We start from the raw sequence: 22,545 nt of genomic DNA, 5'->3' as shown, positions 1-22,545 counted from the left end.
CTGTTTACATCGTGCTCCTGAGCACAAGATCGGTGGCCGAGCGTCCAACGGCGATCTGCAATTCGTCGCTGGCAAATATCCATTTGCGTGATGCCTCGTCCCAGCGAGCGTAGGTGCGCGGCTCGAGCGGTATGACGACACGCCTGGTCACGCCGGGATCGATCTCGATTCGAGCGAAACCGGCCAGTCGCCAGGTTGTGGTGCCGTCCGCGCCGGTTGCGCGCACATAGATCTGGGGGACGTCGGCGCCCGCGACCGGGCCGGTGTTCGTGATGTCCAGAGTGACTCGCGGAGCGCTGCCGCCGATGGCAGCGAGGTTTGAGTAGCTGAAGGTCGTGTATGAGAGTCCGAATCCAAAGGCGAACAGAGGTTTCTGCTTTTTGATCTCGTACCAGCGATAGCCTACGTTCGCGCCCTCATGATAGACCACGCTGAAGGGAGCGATCCTCACTTTCTCATCGCCGGCCTCGCGAGCCGCATCGCGCGCTCGCAGCTGTTCCAATCCGCCGGGCTCTGGGCGAGGTGCTTGTGTCGCTGTGGCTGGGAACGTGATGGGCAACCGTCCGGAAGGATTGACCTTGCCAAACAGGATGTTTGCGATCGCTTCGCCGCCGCGCTGACCTGGATACCACGCCGCCAGCACCGCGGACACTCGGTCCATCCACGGCATCAGCACCGGCCCGCCAGTTTCCAGAACAACGACGGTTCGTGGATTGGCAGCGGCCACAGTCTCGATGAGCTCGTCCTGATCGTCCGTCAGAGACAGGCTCTGAAGATCCACGCCCTCGGTTCGCCAGTGAGTCGCGAACACGACGGCCATATCTGCGGCGTGCGCCGCCTTGGCCGCGAGCGCTCTGTCGGTCCCGTCCAGGAAAGAAACGTCGGCGCCACTGGCGAGCGCCTTGATGGCTTGCAGTGGGGACGATGCATGCCAAGTCTGTCGCGCGAACAGCGCCGCGTCTCCAGACTCGAGTCCGATCTCGATGGGCGCGCCGCCAACCGATCGCACCTGCGAGGAGCCACCGCCTGAGAGCACGCCGATATCCGCGTGCCCCCCGATGACGACGATGCTCTTCACTGCGGCGCTCAACGGCAACATGTTTCGTTCATTACGTAACAACACCGTGCCGGCTTCGGCCACGCGCTGCGCGACAAGCGCATGCGATTGCATATCGATAGGCTGCGGATGGCTCGGCACCGGATGGTCGAACAAACCTTTATCGATCATTCCAATCAGAACTCGGCGAACCATGTCGTCCAGTCGTGCGGCCGGCACCCGGTGCTCGCGCACGGCGTCGAGCAACCGGTCGGTGAAGAAGATCGCACCGTTCAACATGACATCGAATTCCATGCCCGATTCCTGGTCGAGCCCGGCCAATGCCGCCTTCTCGGTGGAGTGAGTGGAGCCCCAATCGGACATGACCCAGCCGCGAAAGCCCCAATCTCGCTTGAGCACGCCATTCAGCAGCTCATCGCTCTCGCAGCCGAATTCGCCATTGATCTTGTTGTAGGGACCCATGACGGAAGCCGGCTGTCCGAGCTCGATTGCGATCTCGAAGGCGAGCAAGTCGCTCTCGCGTAGCGCTGCGGGATCGATGCGCGCATCCATGATCATGCGTCCCGTCTCCTGCGGATTCAGCACGAAGTGTTTGGCCGTCGAGGCGATTCGATTGCTCTGTACGCCCTGGATGGCAGCGCCCGCGAGTGTTCCCACGAGCAAAGGATCCTCGCCGAGATACTCGAAGTTACGCCCGGCCCAGGGATCCCTGATGATATTCGCGGCGCCCGCGAGCAAAACATTGAATGTCTTGGCTCGTGCTTCTGCGCCGACCATTGCGCCTCCAGCACGCGCGATCGAGCTATCGAAGGTAGCGGCCGTGGAGAGGGCGGAAGGTAATGCCGTGGCTGTGTCGCCTTCGCGCTTGTTCAGGACGTTCGCCACGCCGAGGCCGGAGTCGGTCATCCGCAGCGCCGGGATGTTCAGGCGTGGAATGCCAGGGTTGAAGCCGGTTGCGAGCGGCATGTTGTACCGCTGCGCCAGCGGTGAAAACAGCGGGCAATGACTGCTGAGGAGAGAGATCTTTTCGGCGAGTGTCATGCGTGCGATCAGCGCGTTCGCTCGTTCAACGCATTGGTCTGCCGCCGACGACGAATCGTACACGTGCGCCTTATCGGCGATCTTGCTCGTCCCTTCTGGATTGTCTCGGAACATTGCGCTTCTGCTGCTGCAAACGGCTGCCCGGCAGCATACTCGATCGCGACAAACAAACAAGCAATATTGCTTGTAAATAGCGTAAAGGCTAAGGTGCCCGTCGACGACACAAAGCCAGATCGGGCCGAAGGGGAGAGGGGTATGCGAATGCACGCGTCGCCGGGTTCGTCACATGAGTCGCTGCGGCAAGCGCGCGATCTGCTGATCCAGCATCGGCTCGACTATCAGGCCGCCTGCCGCGAGTTCCGCTGGCCGCGGCTGGAGCATTTCAATTTCGCGCTCGACTGGTTCGATCGTATTGCCGAAGCGGCTGATCGGACCGCGCTCAGAATCTGCGACGCCGGCAGCGTCGCGCGTGACTACAGCTTCTCCGTCTTGTCGCGACGCTCGAATCAAGTGGCGAACCTGCTCAAGGATTCAGGGATCGGTCGCGGCGATCGGGTGTTGCTGATGCTCGGCAACTGCGTCGAGCTGTGGGAATGCATGCTTGGCGCCATGAAGCTGGGCGCGGTGATCGTGCCGACCACGACACTGCTCAGTCGCGACGATCTGCAAGATCGATTGGCTCGCGGCAATGTCAAAGCTGTTATCGCCGCGCAGGAGTGTGTTCCGAACTTCGACTCACTCGCCGGGGAGTGGATCGGCATCGTCGTCGGTCAGCGGCAGCGTGGCTGGCGGAGCTTATCGCTCTCGGAGGCGATGCCTGAAACGTTCGCGGCGGATGAGCCCACGCGCGGTTCCGATCCTTTGTTGCTCTACTTTACGTCGGGCACCACGGCGAAGCCGAAGCTGGTACTCCACAGCCATGTGTCTTATCCGCTCGGGCATCTATCGACCCTGTACTGGATCGGTCTCCAGCCGGGCGATGTGCATCTCAATATTTCCTCGCCGGGCTGGGCCAAGCACGCCTATAGCTGCTTCTTTGCGCCTTGGCTCGCCGAGGCTACGGTGCTCATCGTCAACCAACCTCGGTTCGATGCAAAAGGCATTCTCGACGCCCTCGTACGCGAGGAGGTGACCACCTTCTGCGCGCCTCCCACTGTGTGGCGGTTCATGATTCAACACGACCTCTCACAATGGCGGACTTCGCTGCGCGAGCTGGTGAGTGCGGGCGAGCCGCTGAACCCGGAAGTCATCGAGCAGGTGCGCGACCATTGGGGTCTCACGATTCGCGATGGTTATGGTCAGACAGAGACGAGCATCATGATCGCCAACACGCCCGGGCAACCGGTCGTCCCGGGCTCGATGGGGCGTGTCATGCCGGGCTTCGTGATACCGCTTCGAGATGCGGACGGGCAGGAATGCCGCGACGGTGAAATTACCATGAGCCTCGGCGCGCAGCGGCCGGTGGGCTTGATGCAGGGCTATGGTAGAGAGTGCGGCATCGAGCCGATTGCAGGCGAGTGGTACCGGACAGGCGATACTGCGGTGGTCGATGAGAGCGGCGTGTTTACCTACGTCGGTCGGGCCGATGACGTCTTCAAGTCTTCCGACTACCGCATCAGCCCCTTTGAGCTCGAAAGCATCTTGATCGAGCACGATGCGGTCGCTGAGGCCGGTGTCGTGCCATCGCCCGATTCGGTACGGCTATCCGTGCCGAAGGCGTTCGTTTCGTTGCGCCCGGGCGCTCCCGCCACGGCCGCCACGGCCAAATCCATTCTGGCTCACGCCCGGGAGCGCTTGGGTCCCTTCAAGCGCATCCGGCGAATCGAGTTCTGTGAGCTGCCGAAAACCGTGTCCGGCAAAGTGAGGCGTGCCGAGCTCAGAAAACTGGAAGCGGAGCGACGTGCACGCAATGAGCGAGGCGCTCAGGAGTGGACCGAAGAAGAACTGGCAAAGCAGTAACGCCCTGGCCAGCAGAAGAGCAGAAACGCTCACCGGCTCCCCGGAGTGACGCCGGTTCCGTCAATTACAATCAAGCAATCCTGCTTTTTAGATGAGTGGCGAGCAGATTTGATCATTTACAATCAACACTGCTTGCATTTATGATCGGTCGAAAGGAATCGCTGGGTTGCCGCTGCACGCCTCGATGAGGCGTCTGCGCGACAGTGGACCGGACAAGTATGTGCTCGGAGGGGGAATCGATATGACGCGTTCAGGCATTGCCACCGCGGTGGCCGTCCTCGCCTTGGCAATTTCGGCGCACACAACGGAGTCATCCGCGGCGGAAGAAATCGTGAAGCTCTGGCCGGGCAAGGCTCCGGGCACCGAACAATGGTCGAAGCCCGAGACCACCGAACAGATGCAATCGCCGGCGGGCGGTCGCGCCATCCAGATCATCAAAAATGTCACAGAGCCGACGCTGACCGTCGTTCGTCCCGCCGCTGGTCGTGCCAGCGGTGCGGGAATGATCGTTTTGCCGGGCGGTGCCTTCGGCGCTCTCGCCTGGGATCTTGAAGGAACGGAAGTGGCTCGATGGCTCGCGGAGCGCGGTGTCACTGCCTTCGTGCTGAAATATCGGATTCACGACGGTGACGAGACGATGACGGCGAAGATCACCGAGATCTTTGCCAAAACGCCGCCTGCCGAGCGCTTCGACGCCGCCATGAAGGTGTTCGAACCTCGGAAACGGATTGCAGCTGAGGATGCGATGCAGGCGGTTCGTGTGATTCGCTCCAATGGCAAGAAATATGGAGTGTCGCCCGATCGCCTCGGCATGATGGGTTTCTCCGCCGGCGCGATTACTACGATGAGCGCCGTTCTGGAGGGTGACGCGGCCTCCCGGCCGAATTTCGCCGCACCCATCTACGGCGCCATGTCATCGAGCCATTCGCCGTCCAAGGACAGCCCGCCGTTGTTCATCGCCGTGGCAGCCGACGATGACACGGTGGCGGCGAGCAAGAGCACGGCCATCTTCCAAGCATGGCAGACGGCAAAGCTGCCGGTGGAACTGCACATCTATGAAAACGGCGGTCACGGCTTCGGCCTCGGCAAGCCGAAGACCGCATCGGCCAAATGGACCGACGCCTTCGAAGCGTGGCTGACTGCCCACGCACTCATCTCTGGCGAGCGAACCTCGCAGGCTCGATAGCTTCCCGGCACTCCGCAGCGTCGGAGCAATAGAATTTTCTCAGTGGGGTATTCATGAATATCAGTACGTCCGTTCGTGCGCTACTCGGCCGTGGCGCGTTGGTCATGCTGGGCGCAAGTGCCGCGCAGGCGCAGGATGCGCAAAGCCCGTCCGGTGGTGCGCAGGTCGAACAACTCGAAGAGATCATCGTCACCGGCACATTCATTCGCAATGCCGCGCCCACGGGCACGAACGTCGTGCCGCTCACGCGCGATGAAGTCATTGCCACGGGCGCGACGAATGCCAACGAAGTGCTTGCCACGATTCCGCAGGTGAGCAGCAATTTCAATCAGGTCCGCGCCGTGCAGACCAGCCAGTTCGGTATCAACAATCTGGCGCCGAATCTTCGCAACCTGGGGGCTGCTGGCGGCGCCACGACCCTGGTGCTCATGGATGGTCATCGCATTACCAATGCCGGCGTTCTTTCGACGTCCCCCGATCCCGATGTGATTCCGCCGGGCGTGCTCGAACGAGTGGAAATCGTTCCGGACGGCGGGTCGTCGCTGTACGGCTCCGATGCGGTGGGCGGCGTTATCAACTTCATCACGCGCAAGAGCGTGGAGGGTTTCGAGATTGCGGGTCACTACGGCACCGGCGATAACTACTACACCACGGATTTGAACCTGACCGCGGGCACGAGCTGGGATTCGGGCTCGGGTTATCTGTCCTATGTGTACGCGGAGAATGACGACATCTTCGGGCGCGACCGCGATTTCGTGCGGCAGACGGCTCCAAATACAGGGCATTGTGGCGCGGGTACGGTGTTTGTCGGCACAACGGCGTACCCCATGCCTGGCCTCGTAGCCGGTCCGCTTGCCGATTGCGACAGCACCGACGACGCGACGATGGTTCCCTCGCAGACCCGTCACTCAGTCTTCGGTGGATTGACTCAACAGCTGGGCGATGCAATCACGCTGGACGTGCGCGCGTTCTACACGAAACGAGAGAGCGAAGGTCAGTCGGATCCGGAAAACGCAGGCTCGGGTGGGGCAGGGCAGACGGTGGTGATTTGTTCGCCTGCGGTGGGCGCGGTCAACTGCAGGAATTTCGGCGGTGTCGTCTTCCCGGGCTACACGCCCGTCGCAGGTGACGTTGGCGTGCAGCGTGTGGCGTTCAACTACGGTGGCCTGGTCGACACGCGACAGCTCAACGATCTCGAAGAATTTCAGATCACCCCGACATTGACGGCGGACATCGGCGGCGATTGGCAGCTGCGCGTGCTGGGCAGCTATGGCGAGAGCACGACAGATATCTGGCAGCAGCAGATCAATGCCACGCCTCAGTTGCTGGCGATCGCTACGGGCGCGCTCAATCCATACAACGTACAGGCAACCAATCCTGCGGCGCTGAACGGTGTGTTCCAGAATTTCGTCGGCCACGGTGTGCAGGAATTGATCAACGCTCGAGCCATCGTCGACGGTTCACTGTTCGATCTTCCGGGTGGCAGCGTTCGTCTCGCCGCCGGCGCCGAATACATCAAGGAGAGCTTGAGTGACGTGGTGTTCGGCTACTTCACACCGGGAACGGAAGGATCGGCGGTGCCGGTCGACGCGGATCGGAACGTCAAATCGGGATTCGCGGAACTGGTCATCCCCATCGTCGGCGATCCGAATGCCTTCACGGGCGTTAAATCGCTGACACTGTCGGCGTCGGCCCGCTATGACGATTATTCCGATTTCGGCGACACCACCAATCCGAAATTCGGACTCACCTATCAACCCTTGGATTGGATCACCCTCCGCGGCAACAAAGGCAAGTCATTCAACGCCCCGAGCCTTGCGGATACGAATGCACCGGATACGCGGTCGTTCACTCTCCCGGCCGTTGCCAGTCTGAATCCCAATGTCCCTCTGACAGATCCGGCTCAGCAACTGGTGGTGCTCGTCGGCGGCAACTCGGAACTCGGACCGCAAGAGGCCGACACATGGTCTCTCGGCATCGACATCGACGCGCCATTCCTCGAAGGTCTCTCGTTCAGCGCAACGTATTACAACATCCAGCTGACGAATCAGATCGCGCTGCCTCCGTTGACGCAGCAAATCTATTCGCCGGCGTATGCGCAATACGCCATTATGAATCCGACGCTTGATCAAGTGCAGGCGCGCCTTGGTTCGGTGCCGTACCTCGGCCCGCCGCTGGCATCGCTCTACACCGCGACTTACGGCCCATATGCATTGCTCGACTTCCGTCGCCAGAATCTCGGCGAGGTCAAGCAAGACGGCATCGACTTCAATGTGAAGTACAACTTCGACATTGGCTCCGGCCGCTACTACGTTGGTGTCGCGGGCACGCACACGTTGAGTAGAGATGTGGCGTCCATTCGCGGAGCGCAGTTCATCGATGTCCTCGACTCTCCGGGCGGGAGCGATCTCGCGTATGTCGTATCCATCGGCGGGCAGGTGGGTAACTTCACCGCCTCCGCAGCCTGGAACCATTCCGACGGTTACGGCTTGACCCCGGCTCTCGTGACACCTCGATTCGGAAGTCAGACCAGCGTCGACTCGTTCGATACGTTGGATCTGTTTTTCAAGTATGACCTGTGGGGCGAGGGTTTGACGAAGGATCTGTCGTTCACGCTCAACGTGGAAAACGCCCTGGATGAGGATCCTCCGTTCTATGGCGCCGGCGATGGCGGGCTGTCCGGTTATACGAACGGATCCACGCTGGGTCGCCTGTTCCTGTTGGGTGTGCGCAAGCAGTTCTGATTTCCATGACGACTGCAATGAAGCCGACCCTGCTGGCCATGGTCTGCATCCTGGCGCTGACGGCTTGTTCGTCAGCGCCGGCGCCCCCGGCGCTTGAAACGTTCGCTGCGTCCGAGCTCGACGAGTTGCAGGATCTCGATGTCGTCATCGAGTCGCGAGTCAAAGCAGGTCGTTACCCCGGCGCTGTCTTCCTCGTCGCGAATCCCGACCAGGTGCTACACGAAGGCGCGGTGGGCGAGGCTAACGCCGAAAGTCACACACCCATGCGAGCGGATTCGATCTTTCGCATGATGTCGATGACCAAGCCCGTGACGACAGTTGCGGTCATGATTCTGGTCGACGACAAGAAAGTCTCGCTGGACGAACCGGTGAGCCGCTATGTGCCGCAATTCGTCGGTTTTGGCGCGAAGCATCCGCAAGACCCAACGCCCATCACGCTCCGGCACCTGCTGACTCACACCGCGGGGCTCGGCTTCGGCTCGATGTTTTTCATCGAAGACAATCTCAAGGCTCGAATCGACGAGATCGTCAGCGACGGACCCGGTGATCCGCCCGGACAGAAGTGGCAATACAGCGGCCTCGACGGATTCGACATTCTTGCACGCGTCGTCGAAGTGGTTTCGGGCGAGTCTTACGATCATTTCCTCAAGCGTCGGCTGTTCGATCCGCTGGGCATGAAGGACACCGGCTATGTTCTGGACGCTTCACAGCAAGCCCGCCTGGTCGGGCTCTACAAACCGGCGGGCGGCACCTTCAAAGCAGCGAGTTCATTGCTCGCCGATGTGAAATATCCCGCGGGCGGCGCGGGCCTGTATTCCACGGGTGCCGACTACATCAAGTTCGCACAGATGCTTGCAGGCGGCGGCTCCTATGGGTCCGTGCGCATCCTGAGCACCGCCGCTGTGGAGGAAATCTCCAAAGAACAACTCGCCGGCGGTTTTCCGGGGCTTCCCGCAGGTCTGGGCTGGGGATTGGGAATGCGCCGCGTGGTCGATCCTGCGGCGTTGAAGTCACCGCTGCCTGCGGGTGCCTATGGTTGGAGCGGAGCGTACGGCACGCATTTTTGGGTCGATCCCGCGCATCAGCTCACCGCCGTGTTCATGATCAACCTGACGACCGCTGGCGGCGCAGCTTCGCCCGATGCGTTCGATTACGAAGAGATTGTCATGCGAGCGTGTAAGACGGAGAGATGAACCAAAGCTCGAACCAGAAGGAGAGAAGAGATGAGGCTTCGAACCGCAAGGTCGAACATGAGGAGCGGCGCGTGCGCCGCCATCTTCATCGCAGGGGGACTGGTCACAACTGTCAATGCTCAGACCGCACCGCCTGACGCCAGCGATTGCGCGGCGCTGGTTGGAACGCAGGTTGACTCCGGCACCGTAACGGCTGCCGACCGATTCACCCAAGGCCAATCCATGCAGCTATTGGGTCCAACTGCACCGGTTGATCTTTGCCGCGCACGCATGCGACTGCAGCCGACATCGAGTTCGGACATCAATGTCGAAGTGTGGTTGCCAGAAGCGTGGAACGGAAAGTTGTTCACTCATGGCGGCGGAGGTTTTTCCGGCGGATTGGGCTCATCGATGGATCCGCTCATCAAGAGTGCTGGCCGAGGCTACGCTGCCGCCACCAGCGATCTCGGACATGCGACCGGTGCAACCGCCCAGTGGGCCTACAATCAACCGGAGAAGGTGATCGACTTCGGTCATCGCGCCAATCATCTCGTCGCGGTCACCACGAAACAGGTCATCAGCGCTTACTACGGCAGCCCGGCGCAGCGCGCGTATTTTCAAGGTTGTTCCGGCGGTGGGCGCGAGGCGCTCGCGGAAGTCAGCCGGTATCCGAATGATTACGATGGCGTGATCGCGGGTGCCCCTCCCATGGACTTCGGTGAGCTGATGACGCAGCTCATCTGGAACAATCAAACCCTGGCGGGCGCGCCGCTCCTCAATCTAAAGCTGGGAACGGTCAACAGTGCGGTTCTTCAGCAGTGCGATACGCTCGACGGCGTGCAGGACAATGTGCTCGAGAATCCGCAACAATGTCACTTCGATCCCGCATCGATCCAGTGCCAGTTGCTCGACACTCCCTTCTGTCTGAGCAGGAACGAAGTCAGCGTGCTCCGCAAGATCTACGATGGGCCGCGGCTTGCCAACGGCGAACGGCTCATTCCTGGTCCCGCGGTGGGAAGCGAAGGCATTGCCTGGGTGCTCGGAGGGCCGCTCTTCAGTCTGGTGGGAGGCCAGGAGTATTACCGTTGGATGGTTTATAACAATCCCTTGTGGAGCGCGGTCGGTTTCAACCTCGACAGCAATTATCCCGACTCGCGCACACGCGTGGAGCCGTTCGTGGACTCCGGCAATCCTGACATCAGCGCTTTCACTCAGCGCGGCGGCAAGTTGATCCTTTATCACGGCTGGAGTGACCCGTTGATTCCGGCCGCCAACACCGTTCGATATTACGAAGCGACCCGCAGCTATGTCGGTCCGACGCTGCAGAAGAATGCGCGGCTGTTCATGGTTCCGGGAATGGGGCATTGCGAGGGCGGCAGCGGAGCGACGAGCTTCGATATGGTGCCCCACCTGGAAGCCTGGGTTGAACAGGGGCAAGCGCCGAATAGAGTCATCGCTGTGCAGCCGGGGTCGCCACCGACACTCGCTCGTCCGTTGTGCCCGTGGCCCAAGACGGCGCATTACAACGGTTCCGGCTCGACTGATGACGCGGCCAACTTCACTTGCAGTGAATGACGCATCGATGCAAGCCGCCGCGCTTCGCAATGGTTGCGCGGCCGGCGGCTACGTGCCATTTGCAAGCACGATTGATGGTAACTTAGGATCCGGTATCCAAGGGCAGATCGCTTTGGGGGGATGAGTGAAGGACGAGAATGTGACGCTTGCAGGTCAGCGTGCCTCGGCATACTTGAATCGGTGCGTACTGTCGTGTTTCGCAGCGACGCTACTCGCCAACGTGATCCTCGCGGATTCCGCTCAGGCTCAGAGCCAGGCGGCCGCGGCGGCCGACAGTCTTGCGTCGGAATTCGCGAACCCGCCGCCGAGCGCACGCCCGCGCGTTTGGTGGCACTGGATGAATGGCAATGTCACGAAGGATGGCATCGTCAAGGATCTGGAGTGGATGAAGCGCGTCGGCATCGGCGGTCTGCAGAATTTCGACGCGAACCTCACAACACCACAGATCGTTCCGCAACGGCTCGTGTACATGACGCCGGAATGGAAGGATGCGTTTCGTTTCGCTGCCCAAACCGCAGACCGCCTCGATTTGGAGATGGCGATTGCCGCATCCCCAGGTTGGTCCGAGACCGGCGGGCCGTGGGTCAAAGCCGAAGACGGCATGAAGAAGCTGGTATGGAGTGAGATCGAGGTCAGCGGTGCGAAGCGAACGTCGATCAAGCTTCCCGCGCCACCGAATGCAAGCGGTCCGTTTCTCGATTTGGGTACAGGCTCGGACATACTCGCTGGCGCGACGGGAAATAAGCCATTCGTGCCGCCCGTGCACTATGGCGATATCGCGGTGCTCGCGTATCCGGTGCCGGCGGCGGCGAAACTGCCGACGCCTCGGGTGTCCTGGAATGGCCAGGCGCTCGATGTTTCTGCTTTGATCGATGACAAGTTGACCACGGCCGTGGAGGTAGGCTCCGCATCGGCGGAGCGACCCGTGGTTCTTTCGATCGATTTCGACGAGCCACAAACGGTGAGCAGCGCGCGTCTGTTCTTCGACGGCGCCACGCCGAGCATCGGCGGGCACGGGGGCGTGCCGCCGCACCTGGAAGCAAGCGACGATGGGAAGCAGTGGCGCAAGCTTGCGGATATCGCCCTCAGCACGGTTCCCACCACCGTTAGTTTTGCTCCAACCGCCGCTCGCGCTTTCCGAGTGGTATTCGCAGTTCCTCCCAAATTAGCTCCGCCCTTCAACCCGGTCGCTGGCGCCGATCCCTCAGCGCTCGCTGCTATCTTCAAGCCACCGGCGAGCTTGAAGATCGCGCAGCTACAGCTCTTCGGTGAGGCGAAGATCAACATGTTCGAGGCCAAGGCGGGATTCTCGATCAGCGACGATTACTACTCGCTCGACGCGAATGTCGGTCCCGATCGGAACGGGGTCGCGCTCAAGGATGTCATCGATCTGACGGCGCGCATGAAGGCCGACGGTACGCTCGATTGGACGCCTCCCAAAGGCAACTGGCGCATCGTCCGGCTGGGCTATTCGCTGACCGGCAAGACGAATCATCCAGCCAGTGCCGAGGCGACGGGACTGGAAGTCGACAAGTACGACGCGAATGCCGTACGCGACTACATGGAAGAGTACCTGGGCATGTACAAGGATACCGTCGGCGCCGGGTTCATGGGCGAGCGCGGCGTGCGTGCGCTCCTTACCGATAGCATCGAGGTGGGCGCCTCGAACTGGACGCCCAAGTTGATTGAGCAGTTCAAGACCCGGCGCGGCTACGATCCCACGCCCTATCTACCTGCCCTGGTAGGGACGATCGTCGGGTCGCGACGCGAGAGCGATGCGTTTCTTTACGATTTCCGCCGCACGTTGACGGAGCTCATCGCGTCCGAACATTACGGCACCGTGGCCAAAGTCGCGCATGAGCACGGTCTGAAAGTCTACGGTGAATCGCTCGAGGGGTTTCGTCCCACGCTCGGCGACGATATCGACATGCGCAGGTACGCGGACTATCCCATGGCCGCACTGTGGACGTTCGGTCGGGAAACGGGCGCGAGCTCATCGTATCGAGCCGACATGAAAGGAGCGGCTTCGACCGCGAACCTCTACGGACAGAAGATCGTCGCAGCTGAGTCCATGACCTCGGCGCTGGCGCCTTGGGGACATGCGCCCGCCGATCTGCGACGGGTCATCGATCTGGAGTTTGTGACCGGCATCAACCGTCCGGTCATTCACACTTCGGTCCATCAACCGGTCGACGACAAGCAGCCTGGACTGTCGTTGCTGGTGTTCGGTCAGTACTTCACGCGGCACGAGACCTGGGCGGAAATGGCCAAGCCCTGGGTCGACTACCTCTCGCGCAACTCATATATGTTGCAGCAGGGGCGTACCGTGGCCGATGTCGCGTACTTCTATGGCGAGGACGCGTCCTGGATTCAGCATAGCTATCAGGCATTCTCGAAACAGCTGCCGACCCGCTACAACTACGATCTCATCAACGCGGAGGCAATACTCAATCTGTTACGAGTCGAGGGCGGGGAAGTGACCGCGCCGAGCGGGGCGCGCTATCGCGTCATCTATCTCGGCGGCACTAGCGAGAAGATGACGCTGCCAGTGTTGCGACGTTTGGCTGCTTTGGCCGAAGGCGGGGCGACCGTCGTAGGCACGGCGCCGAATGGTTCACCGAGCCTGAAGGACGAAGCGGCTGAATATGCAGCGCTCGTCAAGAAACTTTGGTCGGGCAGCGCGACGACGCAAGTCGGGCGAGGGCGGGTGATCGCGAACACCGACGTTGAAGCGGTGCTTGCCTCGCTCGGCGTCCCGCCCGATTTCAGCTATGACAAGCCGGCCAGCGACAGCGAAGTGCTGTTCCTGCATCGCAAGCTCGACGATGGCGATGTTTATTTCGTCAACAATCGCGTTAATCGCGCGGAGCGCATCGAGGCACGCTTCCGGGTGACCGGTAAAGCGCCGCAGCTCTGGCGCGCGGACACGGGCGGTGTCGAGCCGCTGTCATATCGGATCGATAATGGCGTGACCATCGTGTCGCTGGAGATGACCGCCGAGGATAGTTTCTTCGTCGTGTTTAGAAAGCCCACGACGCAAACGAGTGCGACGTTCGCGAAGACGAATCACGAGCCGCTGCTGACGATCGAGGGGGATTGGAACGTGAGCTTTCAGCCAGGCCGCGGTGCGCCCGGCGGTGTGAAACTGGCATCGCTGGCCTCGCTCTCTGAACACTCGGATCCCGGCATCAAGTACTTCTCTGGCATCGCGACGTACACGAAGCGATTTGCTCTGCCGAAGGGAGTCAAACGCGGCCAGTCCGTCATGCTGGATCTCGGGAACATCGGCGACGTCGCGGAGGTGCGCGTAAACGGCCAGCTGATCGGCACAGTTTGGCACGCGCCGTATCAACTCGATATCGGCAAGTCTGTTCGCGCCGGCGCCAACGAGTTGGAAGTGAAGGTAGCGAACCTTTGGGCCAACCGCCTTATCGGCGACGCCCAACCGAACACCAAGAAGGTGGCGTTCACCACGGTACCCACGTACCGTCCCGATGCGCCGTTGCGTCCGTCCGGCCTCATCGGACCTGTGCGCCTGCTGGCGCCGTGATCGCGCGCGGACCGGCATGTTTCGAGAGGTAGATTGATGCGACGGATGTTGTCGGTTCTGACGACCCTGCTGGGTTGCCAATTGGCGGCGCTTGGTGCGAACGCGCAGAGTCTGGAGCCGCGTAAATTTGCAGATCCGCCTGCGACCTATCGGCCGACGGTGACGACGGAAGAAGGTGCCGGCTACGCGGCGCCGCTGGGCGAAGCGGCACGACGTGCGATTTACGATCTCGATGCGGGCAGCATCATGATCAGCCCGCAAGGCGATCCGACGCGACGCAAGGCGCTCGACGCGGCGGGCATCGCGGCCGCGCAGCTGGGTTTGCTCGATGCTTATCCGCAGAACGCAACGCCTTGGCTGCCGAAGGCCCTGCCGGGCGAGGCACGCTTTGGAAGCTATCTGGCCGATGGCAGAGCCGGCCCGGGGCCGGGACCCAACTTGGGGTATATGACTCCGGAATGGTTCGCGGCCATGCGAGAGCTGCTCGAGGTCGCAAAGCGCAATGGTCGGTTCGCAACCTTTTACGACGAGGCAGGTTTTCCCAGCGGCAGTGCCGATCACACGATCCCGGCGCGCCTCTATCGAAAATTGATCCGCCGAGAAGAGGTCACGATTTCGCCGAGCCAGACCTTCGTCGTCGAATTTTCTGCAGACACGCGTCCGTTCGCGGTCGTTGCGTTAGACAGCACGACCGGCAAGCGGGTTGATCTTCTCTCTCAGGCAGCCAACGACAGGATCCTGTGGATCGCGCCCAAGGGGAACTGGCGCGTGCAGAGCTACTACATCGGCACATCCACGGCCAAGCCATTGGGCCCAGATTATTACGGTACCGCGGACTACCTCGATCCCGATGCGTCACGATGGTTTATCGAGAATGTCTATGATCGCGCGCATCGCGGGTTGTCCGAGTTCTTCGGGTCGACGATTCGTTATACGTTCTTCGATGATGTCGGTATTTATTCCGATGAGAAAACCTGGCATCCCGCCGTTGCCGAGCGTTTCGAGAAGATCACGGGTCAGCCGGCGACGCTTTACTATCCGGCGCTTTGGGACGACATCGGTCCGGATACCGCCGCGGCACGCGTCGGCTTCTTCAAAGCGCGTGCGGAGCTGCTGGGTGAGACGTTTCCAAAGCTCATTACCGACTGGGCACACGCGCACGGGGTGAAGTCGACCGGCCACGCTCCGGGCAACTATGACCTGCAGCCCACCGACACGATCGGCGACCCGTTCAAGTTCTATGCTTACACCGACATGCCCATGGCGGATGTCTTGTGGGGAATCGGGTTTGCGCGTGGCGGCTTCAAGCTGATCAGCTCCGTGTCCGCCCAGCGCGATCTACCTTTGACGGCGGCAGAAGCATTCAGCGTCAACAACGATGCGAATGGCTACCGTCGGATGATCGAGCTCTACACGCGCGGCTTCAATCATTTTATTACCGGCGCGCGTCAGCCCTCGAAGCCGCGAGGAACGGGGGCCGAGCTCAATCGATGGGCGGGGCGGAGCTCCTATCTATTACAAGGAGGAAAGCACGTCGCCGACATCGCGATCGTGTTTCCGATCGAATCCTTGCAGGCTTTCTATTCGTTCAATGCGCCTGGCAATTCGGCCGGGCTGCCTGCGGGCGTCCATGCCTATCGCGATGCGGATTACCAGGCCGTCGGCGAGATGCTTCACAGCGAGCTGCATCGTGACTTTACGTTCGTTCACCCGGACGCGCTCGGCGGTGACAAGCTCCAGGTCCGCGGGAACGAGCTGGTCATGCAGAACAAGATGAATCGTGAGTCCTATCGCGTCGTGATCCTGCCTGGAGGCGAGGTGCTTTCCGTCGCAGCGCTCGAGAAGATCAAGGCATTCTACGATGCGGGTGGAACGGTCGTTGCCACGTCACTGCTGCCGAAGCGGTCCGCCGAGTTCGGCGCCGACGCGCGAGTGAAGGAACTCGTTGCGGCGATCTTTGGAGACACGCCGGGCGACGCAAGGGAGCCGGAAATCAGGCGCAACACGGCAGGCGGGCAGGCGGTGTTCCTTGCGCAACCGAGCGCCGCCCTGTTGGCGGCGACTTTCGATCGTCTCGAGCTCCATCCAGACGTCGCGTTCCACGACAATCCCACGCCGAGCAGTGGCAACGGCGTCTTCGGGTATATCCACCGTCAGCGAGACGGGAAGGATATCTATTATTTTGGTAATTCCAGTGACACGCCGGTCGAGACGATCGTGAGCTTGCGCGGTCGGCTGAGTCGGCTGCAGTTGTGGAATCCTCACGACGGCAAGGTCACGGATGTCTCAGGCATCAAGTATCGATCCATGTCGGGCGGGACGGTGACGGAGTTTCGTCTATCGGTTCCCGCGGTCTCATCTGTCGCGATCGTCGGGAAGCTCTAGTCGCTCGAGCGCGCCCGGCGTGCGCCCGTCCTGCGTTTGTAGATGACAAACAAGCTTGACTGCTCGTAACAGTTTTGTTGGGATGTCGCGAACGGGGGAAGCTGGCCAATGAAACGTATCCTGGGTTGGAGTGCCGTAGTGCTGCTGGCGCTCCTCGCGATCTTTGTCGTTCGAAATTATCAACGCGTGGCGCTTGGGGGCGTAAAGGTCTACGAGACTACTCCGCCGCGGCTTCCCGACCGCATCCAACGACCCGCGATTCTGGTGTTCTCGAAAACCAACGGCTTTCGGCATGAGGAGGCCATTCCGGCCGCGAACGCGCTGTTCGCAAAATTCGCAACCGACCAGGGCTGGGGGTATTTCCAAACGGAGAATGGCGCGGTCTTCAATCGAGACGATCTTTCCCGTTTCGATGCGGTTGTGTTCAACAACGTCAGTGGCGATGTGTTCACCGCCGAGCAAAGGGCGGCATTCGAGCAGTTTCTGCGGGTGGGGGCCGGCTTCGTCGGCGTTCACGGCAGCGGTGGCGACATGACTTACAACTGGCGTTGGTATGTCGAGGATGTGATCGGCGCCCAGTTCAAAGGTCATCCGATGTTCCCGCAGTTTCAACCAGCGAAGGTCCGCATCGAAGACAGGTCCCATGCAGCCACTCGTGAGATGCCGGCTGAGTGGTTACGAACCGATGAATGGTATTCGTTCGAGAAGTCCCCTCGGGGTACGAGTTACAACATTCTTGCGACGCTGGATGAGAAGAGCTACGCGCCCAAAGGTCTGTTCGGCAAAGATCTCTCGATGGGCGAGGACCATCCGATCATATGGTGGCACTGTGTTGGCCGAGGCCGAGTGTTTTATTCGGCCCTTGGCCATCGGGCCGAGGCGTACTCAGAGCCGCAGTATGCCGCCATGTTGCTCGGTGCGGTGAAGTGGGCGCTACGACGCGAGGGCAGTGAGTGCGAGGTCGCGTCGGCGACTGACGCCTCCGCGCCTTGAGCGACGATTCAACGGGGGATGAGAATGGCCGGAATCTCAGGTATGGATCGGCGCGAGCTCTTGCAGAGAGCGCTGCTATTGGTAGGGGCAAGCCTGCTTCCGCTGGGCGATCAGGCGCACGCGGATTCGACGCCTGCAAAGACCAGGATCGGGCCGAGAGAGCTTGCGCTGATCACGGCCGTGGCAGATACGATCATCCCCAAGACAGACACTCCGGGCGCGGTGGAGGCAGGGGTGCCACAAACCTTCGCAGCCATGCTTGGCACCTGGGCATCGCCCGCGCGGCGTGCGGATCTCATTGAGGCTTTCGACAAGATCGACCAGCTTGCGAAACAAAAGCGAGGGCGGAGTTTTACTGAGCTGACGCCGGGAGAGCGGCATGAGTTGCTCGCAGCACATGACGCGGCGGCGCTGCAGCCGGCCCAGAACAATTCGTCGCCTCTCATTCCGAAATACGCGGATCCGGCGTACGCAAAGCTGAAGGAGCTCATCGTCATGCTCTTCTATCTTTCCGAAAGCGCACTGACTCATGAGCTCGTCTATGAGCATACGCCAGGGGCATGGCGGCCCTCGGTGCCGGTCACGCCCGAAACCCGCAACGTCGGCGGCCTGAGCAGTCTTTGATCGGAGCGCTTCCTATGTTTGATGCAATCGTCATCGGCTCCGGGATGAGCGGCGGTATCGCCGCGAAGGAATTGTGCGAGCGAGGACTCAAGACACTCGTGATCGAGCGTGGACGGAAACTCGAGCATCGTGCGTCCTACACCGATTGGATGCAGCCTTGGCAGATTCCCAATGCCAATCTGATGCCGGAAGAGGAGCTGGCGCGAGACTACCCGATTCAAAGCAAGTGCTACGCGCTGACTGAAGCGACGCGGCAGTACTGGGTGAAGGACACCGAACATCCCTACACCTTCCCGGACGACAAGCCCTTTCATTGGATCCGGGGTTATCATCTCGGCGGTCGTTCCATCATGTGGGGACGACAGTCGTATCGTCTCAGCGAGATGGATTTCGAGGCCAATGCGAAGGACGGCCATGGCGCGGACTGGCCGATCCGGTATGCGGATCTCGCGCCCTGGTACAGCCATGTCGAGCGCTTCATCGGTGTGTCTGGAACCAAGGAGGGGCTGGCGCAACTTCCCGATGGTGAATTCCTGCCGCCGTTCGCGCTCAACGACGCCGAGTTGCAGTTCAAGCAAGCGGTCGAGAAGTCGTTTGCCGGGCGACGCGTGATCCCGGGTCGAACAGCGAATCTCTCTCAAGCACAACCGCATCATGAGGGGCTGGGCCGCGCCACGTGCCAGAACCGATCGTTTTGCGAACGTGGCTGCAGCTACGGCGCATATCACTCGAGCTTGAGCTCGTCTCTGCCAGCGGCCGAGCGCACCGGCAATCTCACGATCGTCACCGATGCGATCGCTCACAGCATCATTCACGATCCGAAGAGCGGTAGGGCGACTGGCGTTCGAGTCATCGATGCAAACACGAAACAAGGGCGCACTTACGAAGCCAAGGTGATCTTCTGCTGCGCCTCGGCGATCGCAACCGCTCAGATCCTGCTCAACTCCAAGTCGGAAGCCCAGCCGCAGGGCCTCGGGAATTCATCGGGTATGGTCGGCCGCAACCTGATGGACCACGTGTACGGAATGACGGCGGCAGGCGTGTTGCCTCAAGGCCCGAACACCTTCTATCACGGCAGACGGCCGACGGGTTTTTATATCCCGCGCTTTCGTAATCTCACCGGGTCTGATGAATTCGTGCGCGGGTATGGCTATCAGGGAGGGGCTATGCGCATGGGTTGGCGCTCCGCTGCGCTGTCCGGCCCTGGCATCGGCAGTGAACTCAAGGAGCGCACGCGCAAGCTCGGGCCGTGGCTCCTCTTTGTCAGCGGGTTTGGCGAAATGCTGCCGGATCCAAATAATCGCGTCACCTTGCATCCAACTCGCACGGACCAGTGGGGGATACCGTTGGTCCACATCGATTGTTCACTCGGTCCCAACGAGCAGGCCATGGCCAAACATATCGCTGCGGATGCCAAGGCGATGGTGGAAGCCGCGGGGGGTAAGGTGGTGATGGCCGCCACGGCTCCGGGCGCGCCGGGTTTGGGCATCCACGAGATGGGAACGGCGTGCATGGGCAAGGATCCAAGAAAGTCCGTGCTCAACAAATACAATCAGGCTCATGACGTTCGTAATTTGTTTATCACAGACGGTGCGGCGATGGCCTCTGGCGGCTGCCAGAATCCGTCATTGACGTATATGGCGCTGAGCGCCCGCGCAGCTCACCATGCGGCGGAGTTTTTGCGCGAGGGGCGCGTATGAGTCGATGCCTGGCTTTAGTTGGATTGTGACTTGGAGATGCTGATGATGAAGACGTTCAGCGCGTTCGTTCTCGCGTTAGTGTGCTGGGTTGCCACCGCCTCTGCGGATGATGGCGTTCCTGTCGAGCCAAGCGAAGTACTGAAGCTCTGGCCGGGTGTGGCGCCGGGCTCTGAGCAGGCAAGGCATGTGGAGAAGGAGTCGCGCAATCCGTTCGGCAACGACATCATCGCTCGCAACGTGGTCAGTCCCACGCTTGCCGTGTACTTGCCTGCGGCCGCAAAGGCGACGGGCACGGGTGTGATCATCGCGCCGGGCGGTGGATTTCGCTTTCTTTCCATGAATTCGGAAGGCCATGACGTGGCGCGCTGGCTGGCTGCTCGAGGCATCGCTGCGTTCGTGCTCAAGTATCGACTCGTGCCGACTCCGGCCGATGATGCCGAGTTCCGGAGCGAAGTCACGAAGTGGCTGATGGGACAGTCAGGCAAGCCGGTCGACCTCGACAGTGATGCGCGGCTTGGCATCAACGACGGTCTCGAAGCGCTGAAGCTCGTTCGGCAGCGTGCGAAAGACTGGCATCTCGCACCGGAGCGCATCGGCTTCATGGGCTTCTCCGCGGGTGCAATGGTTACGACGCTGACAGCGTTGCAAGCGCCGGCGGACGGGCGGCCGGCGTTCGCTGCGCCGATCTATGGCGCGGCATTCGGTACGCTGCCGAGCATTCCTGTCAACATGCCTCCGGTGTTTCTCGCGTACGCAAGCAATGACGATCTGGTTCGCCAGCCTGTTCGTGCGTTCTACGATGCATTGCTCGTCGCGGGTCAGCATCCTGAGCTCCACGTGTATCGCAACGGCGGTCATGGCTTCGGTCTCAACAAGCACGGCACGAGCAGCGACTTCTGGATCGAGGATTTTTACAACTGGCTGGGCTCGCTCGGATTGACGAAGGCGGGCGTGCCATGACCCCGCGAAACGCAATGTCAGTGCGTACCAAGGGTGCGCTGGTCGGGGTCTTCATCGCGGGCGGATTCGTGTTTGCTACCGCAGCCGGACAAACAGCGCTGGCTGCGCGATCCACTAGCTCTGCCTTGCCAAAGGCGAGCGCCTGCGCAGCCCTCGCCGGTATGAAGGTCGAATCGGGCACCGTCGAGGGTGCGGAAAGTTTCAGCCAGGGGCAGGCAGTTGTGGGTGGCGAAACCGCGGGCGCCACGGCCGGAGCGAATCTGTGCCGAGCGCGGCTGCTTCTGCAGCCCGAGCCAGGCTCGAATATCAAAGTCGAGGTCTGGCTGCCGGAGAATTGGAACAACAAAATGTTTGGTTTCGGCGGCGCCGGATTCGACGGCGGCCTGTCGCCGGGTGGAGCACAGTTGCTCAACAAGGTGGTCGTGCAGGGCTACGCCGCCGTCCAGACCGATGTCGGTCACAAGCCCGTGCCGGGCCTGGAGGCATGGGTTCACAAGCAGCCGGAGAAGGTCGTCGACTTTGGTTATCGCGGCAACCATCTGGCTGCGGTCGTTGCGAAGCAAGTCATCGCTGCGTATTACGACAACCCGACCCAGCGATCTTATTTTCTCGGCTGCTCCAACGGCGGCCGCGACGCTCTCATGGCGGCCAGCCGCTATCCCGAAGACTACGACGGCATAGTCGCTGGGGCGCCGGCTCGCCGCTATCTCGAAGTTCTCACACAGCTGCTTTGGTATCACCAGGCTGTACACGGCCCCGGCGGCGCTCCCACGCTGGAGTCCAAGCTTGGTCTCGTGCACGACGCGATCATGAAGAAGTGCGATCGGCTCGACGGTGTGAACGACGGCATCGTGGACAACCCACAACGCTGTCGTTTCGATCCAGCGGAGCTCCAGTGCAAGGGCGCGGATGCGCCCATCTGTCTGACGAACGCTGAAGCGGGAGCGTTTCGTAAGATCTACGGCGGGCCGCGGCTGAGCAATGGTGAGCGGATCAGTAGCGGCCCTGCGCTCGGCAGCGAAGGCGTTCCCAACAACTGGACCGCGTGGGTCACCACTCCGCAGACCGCCGCGTTCGGCCAGGAATTTTATCGCTGGATGGTGTTCGACGATCCGAAATGGAACGTCGCGGACTTCAAGCTTGACCGTGACTATCCATCGGGACGCGAGCGTATCGCGCCGATCGTAAATGTGAACAGCGCCGATCTCACGGCGTTTACCCGTCGCGGCGGCAAGCTGATCATGTATCAAGGCTGGGACGATCCGATCATCGCACCGACGGATACCATCAACTACTACGAGGACGTACGCAAACGCGTCGGCTCGAACGTGGATGACCACGTGCGACTCTTCATGGTCCCGGGCATGGGGCACTGTGCGGGTGGGCCCGGCGCGACCAGCTTCGACATGCAGCCGGAGCTCGAGCAGTGGATCGAGCAGGGCAAGGCGCCGGAACGCGTGATCGCAATCAAGCCCGACAGCGCCGAGCCCTTCAGCCGGCCGCTGTGCGCGTGGCCCAAGACGGCGCATTACGATGGCGCGGGTTCGAGCAACGACGCTGCCAGTTTCAACTGCAAGGCGCCGCGTTGAGCGTGCGGCC

At 61.2% G+C, this 22,545-nt stretch carries 13 protein-coding genes and 1 pseudogene; 13 read left to right on the top strand and 1 reads right to left on the bottom strand.

What is annotated here, in order from left to right; genetic code table 11:
• Positions 1-4: 4 nt before the first annotated feature.
• Positions 5-2,098: a glycoside hydrolase family 3 C-terminal domain-containing protein gene (locus tag ACFPN2_RS23340; RefSeq protein ID WP_380601087.1), complete on the bottom strand. Its 2,094-nt coding sequence runs from the start codon at positions 2,096-2,098 to the stop codon at positions 5-7.
• On the opposite strand from ACFPN2_RS23340, the pseudogene ACFPN2_RS23335 reads away from it, so the two are divergent.
• From ACFPN2_RS23335 to ACFPN2_RS23275, 13 genes and pseudogenes are all read left to right on the top strand, one after another.
• A pseudogene (locus ACFPN2_RS23335) lies at positions 2,060-3,475 on the top strand (AMP-binding protein); the annotation flags it as partial. The gene ACFPN2_RS23340 and the pseudogene ACFPN2_RS23335 sit on opposite strands and share 39 nt — an antisense overlap.
• A gap of 60 nt (positions 3,476-3,535) precedes the next feature.
• Positions 3,536-4,057, top strand: coding sequence for an AMP-binding enzyme (locus tag ACFPN2_RS23330; protein WP_380602817.1), 522 nt, complete (start codon positions 3,536-3,538; stop codon positions 4,055-4,057).
• A gap of 241 nt (positions 4,058-4,298) precedes the next feature.
• Positions 4,299-5,243, top strand: a complete 945-nt coding sequence (locus ACFPN2_RS23325; RefSeq protein WP_380601086.1) for an alpha/beta hydrolase — start codon at positions 4,299-4,301, stop codon at positions 5,241-5,243.
• Positions 5,244-5,296: 53 nt separating this feature from the next.
• Entirely contained in the window at positions 5,297-7,987 is a 2,691-nt protein-coding gene (locus ACFPN2_RS23320) for a TonB-dependent receptor plug domain-containing protein (protein WP_380601084.1), read from the top strand.
• A gap of 5 nt (positions 7,988-7,992) precedes the next feature.
• Positions 7,993-9,180 carry a serine hydrolase domain-containing protein gene (locus ACFPN2_RS23315; protein WP_380601082.1) on the top strand — a complete coding sequence of 396 codons (1,188 nt, stop codon included), beginning with the start codon at positions 7,993-7,995 and terminating at the stop codon, positions 9,178-9,180.
• A 270-nt stretch (positions 9,181-9,450) separates the two neighbouring features.
• Positions 9,451-10,734, top strand: a complete 1,284-nt coding sequence (locus tag ACFPN2_RS23310) for a tannase/feruloyl esterase family alpha/beta hydrolase (RefSeq protein WP_380601080.1) — start codon at positions 9,451-9,453, stop codon at positions 10,732-10,734.
• Positions 10,735-10,858: 124 nt separating this feature from the next.
• Complete coding sequence (locus ACFPN2_RS23305; protein WP_380601078.1) at positions 10,859-14,284, top strand: glycosyl hydrolase; 3,426 nt, start codon at positions 10,859-10,861, stop codon at positions 14,282-14,284.
• Between the two features lie 45 nt (positions 14,285-14,329).
• Positions 14,330-16,669, top strand: coding sequence for a glycosyl hydrolase (locus tag ACFPN2_RS23300; protein ID WP_380601077.1), 2,340 nt, complete (start codon positions 14,330-14,332; stop codon positions 16,667-16,669).
• A gap of 108 nt (positions 16,670-16,777) precedes the next feature.
• Positions 16,778-17,662 carry a ThuA domain-containing protein gene (locus tag ACFPN2_RS23295; RefSeq protein WP_380601075.1) on the top strand — a complete coding sequence of 295 codons (885 nt, stop codon included), beginning with the start codon at positions 16,778-16,780 and terminating at the stop codon, positions 17,660-17,662.
• Positions 17,663-17,686: 24 nt separating this feature from the next.
• Positions 17,687-18,286 carry a gluconate 2-dehydrogenase subunit 3 family protein gene (locus ACFPN2_RS23290; protein WP_380601073.1) on the top strand — a complete coding sequence of 200 codons (600 nt, stop codon included), beginning with the start codon at positions 17,687-17,689 and terminating at the stop codon, positions 18,284-18,286.
• Positions 18,287-18,300: 14 nt separating this feature from the next.
• Positions 18,301-19,986, top strand: a complete 1,686-nt coding sequence (locus ACFPN2_RS23285; RefSeq protein WP_380601071.1) for a GMC oxidoreductase — start codon at positions 18,301-18,303, stop codon at positions 19,984-19,986.
• Between the two features lie 42 nt (positions 19,987-20,028).
• Entirely contained in the window at positions 20,029-20,946 is a 918-nt protein-coding gene (locus tag ACFPN2_RS23280; RefSeq protein ID WP_380601069.1) for an alpha/beta hydrolase, read from the top strand.
• Between the two features lie 14 nt (positions 20,947-20,960).
• Positions 20,961-22,535, top strand: coding sequence for a tannase/feruloyl esterase family alpha/beta hydrolase (locus ACFPN2_RS23275; RefSeq protein WP_380601067.1), 1,575 nt, complete (start codon positions 20,961-20,963; stop codon positions 22,533-22,535).
• Positions 22,536-22,545 lie beyond the last annotated feature (10 nt).

Source organism: Steroidobacter flavus (assembly GCF_042651805.1).
In the GTDB taxonomy this organism is placed as follows: domain Bacteria; phylum Pseudomonadota; class Gammaproteobacteria; order Steroidobacterales; family Steroidobacteraceae; genus Steroidobacter; species Steroidobacter flavus.
This window is presented reverse-complemented; position numbering and strand designations above follow the sequence as displayed.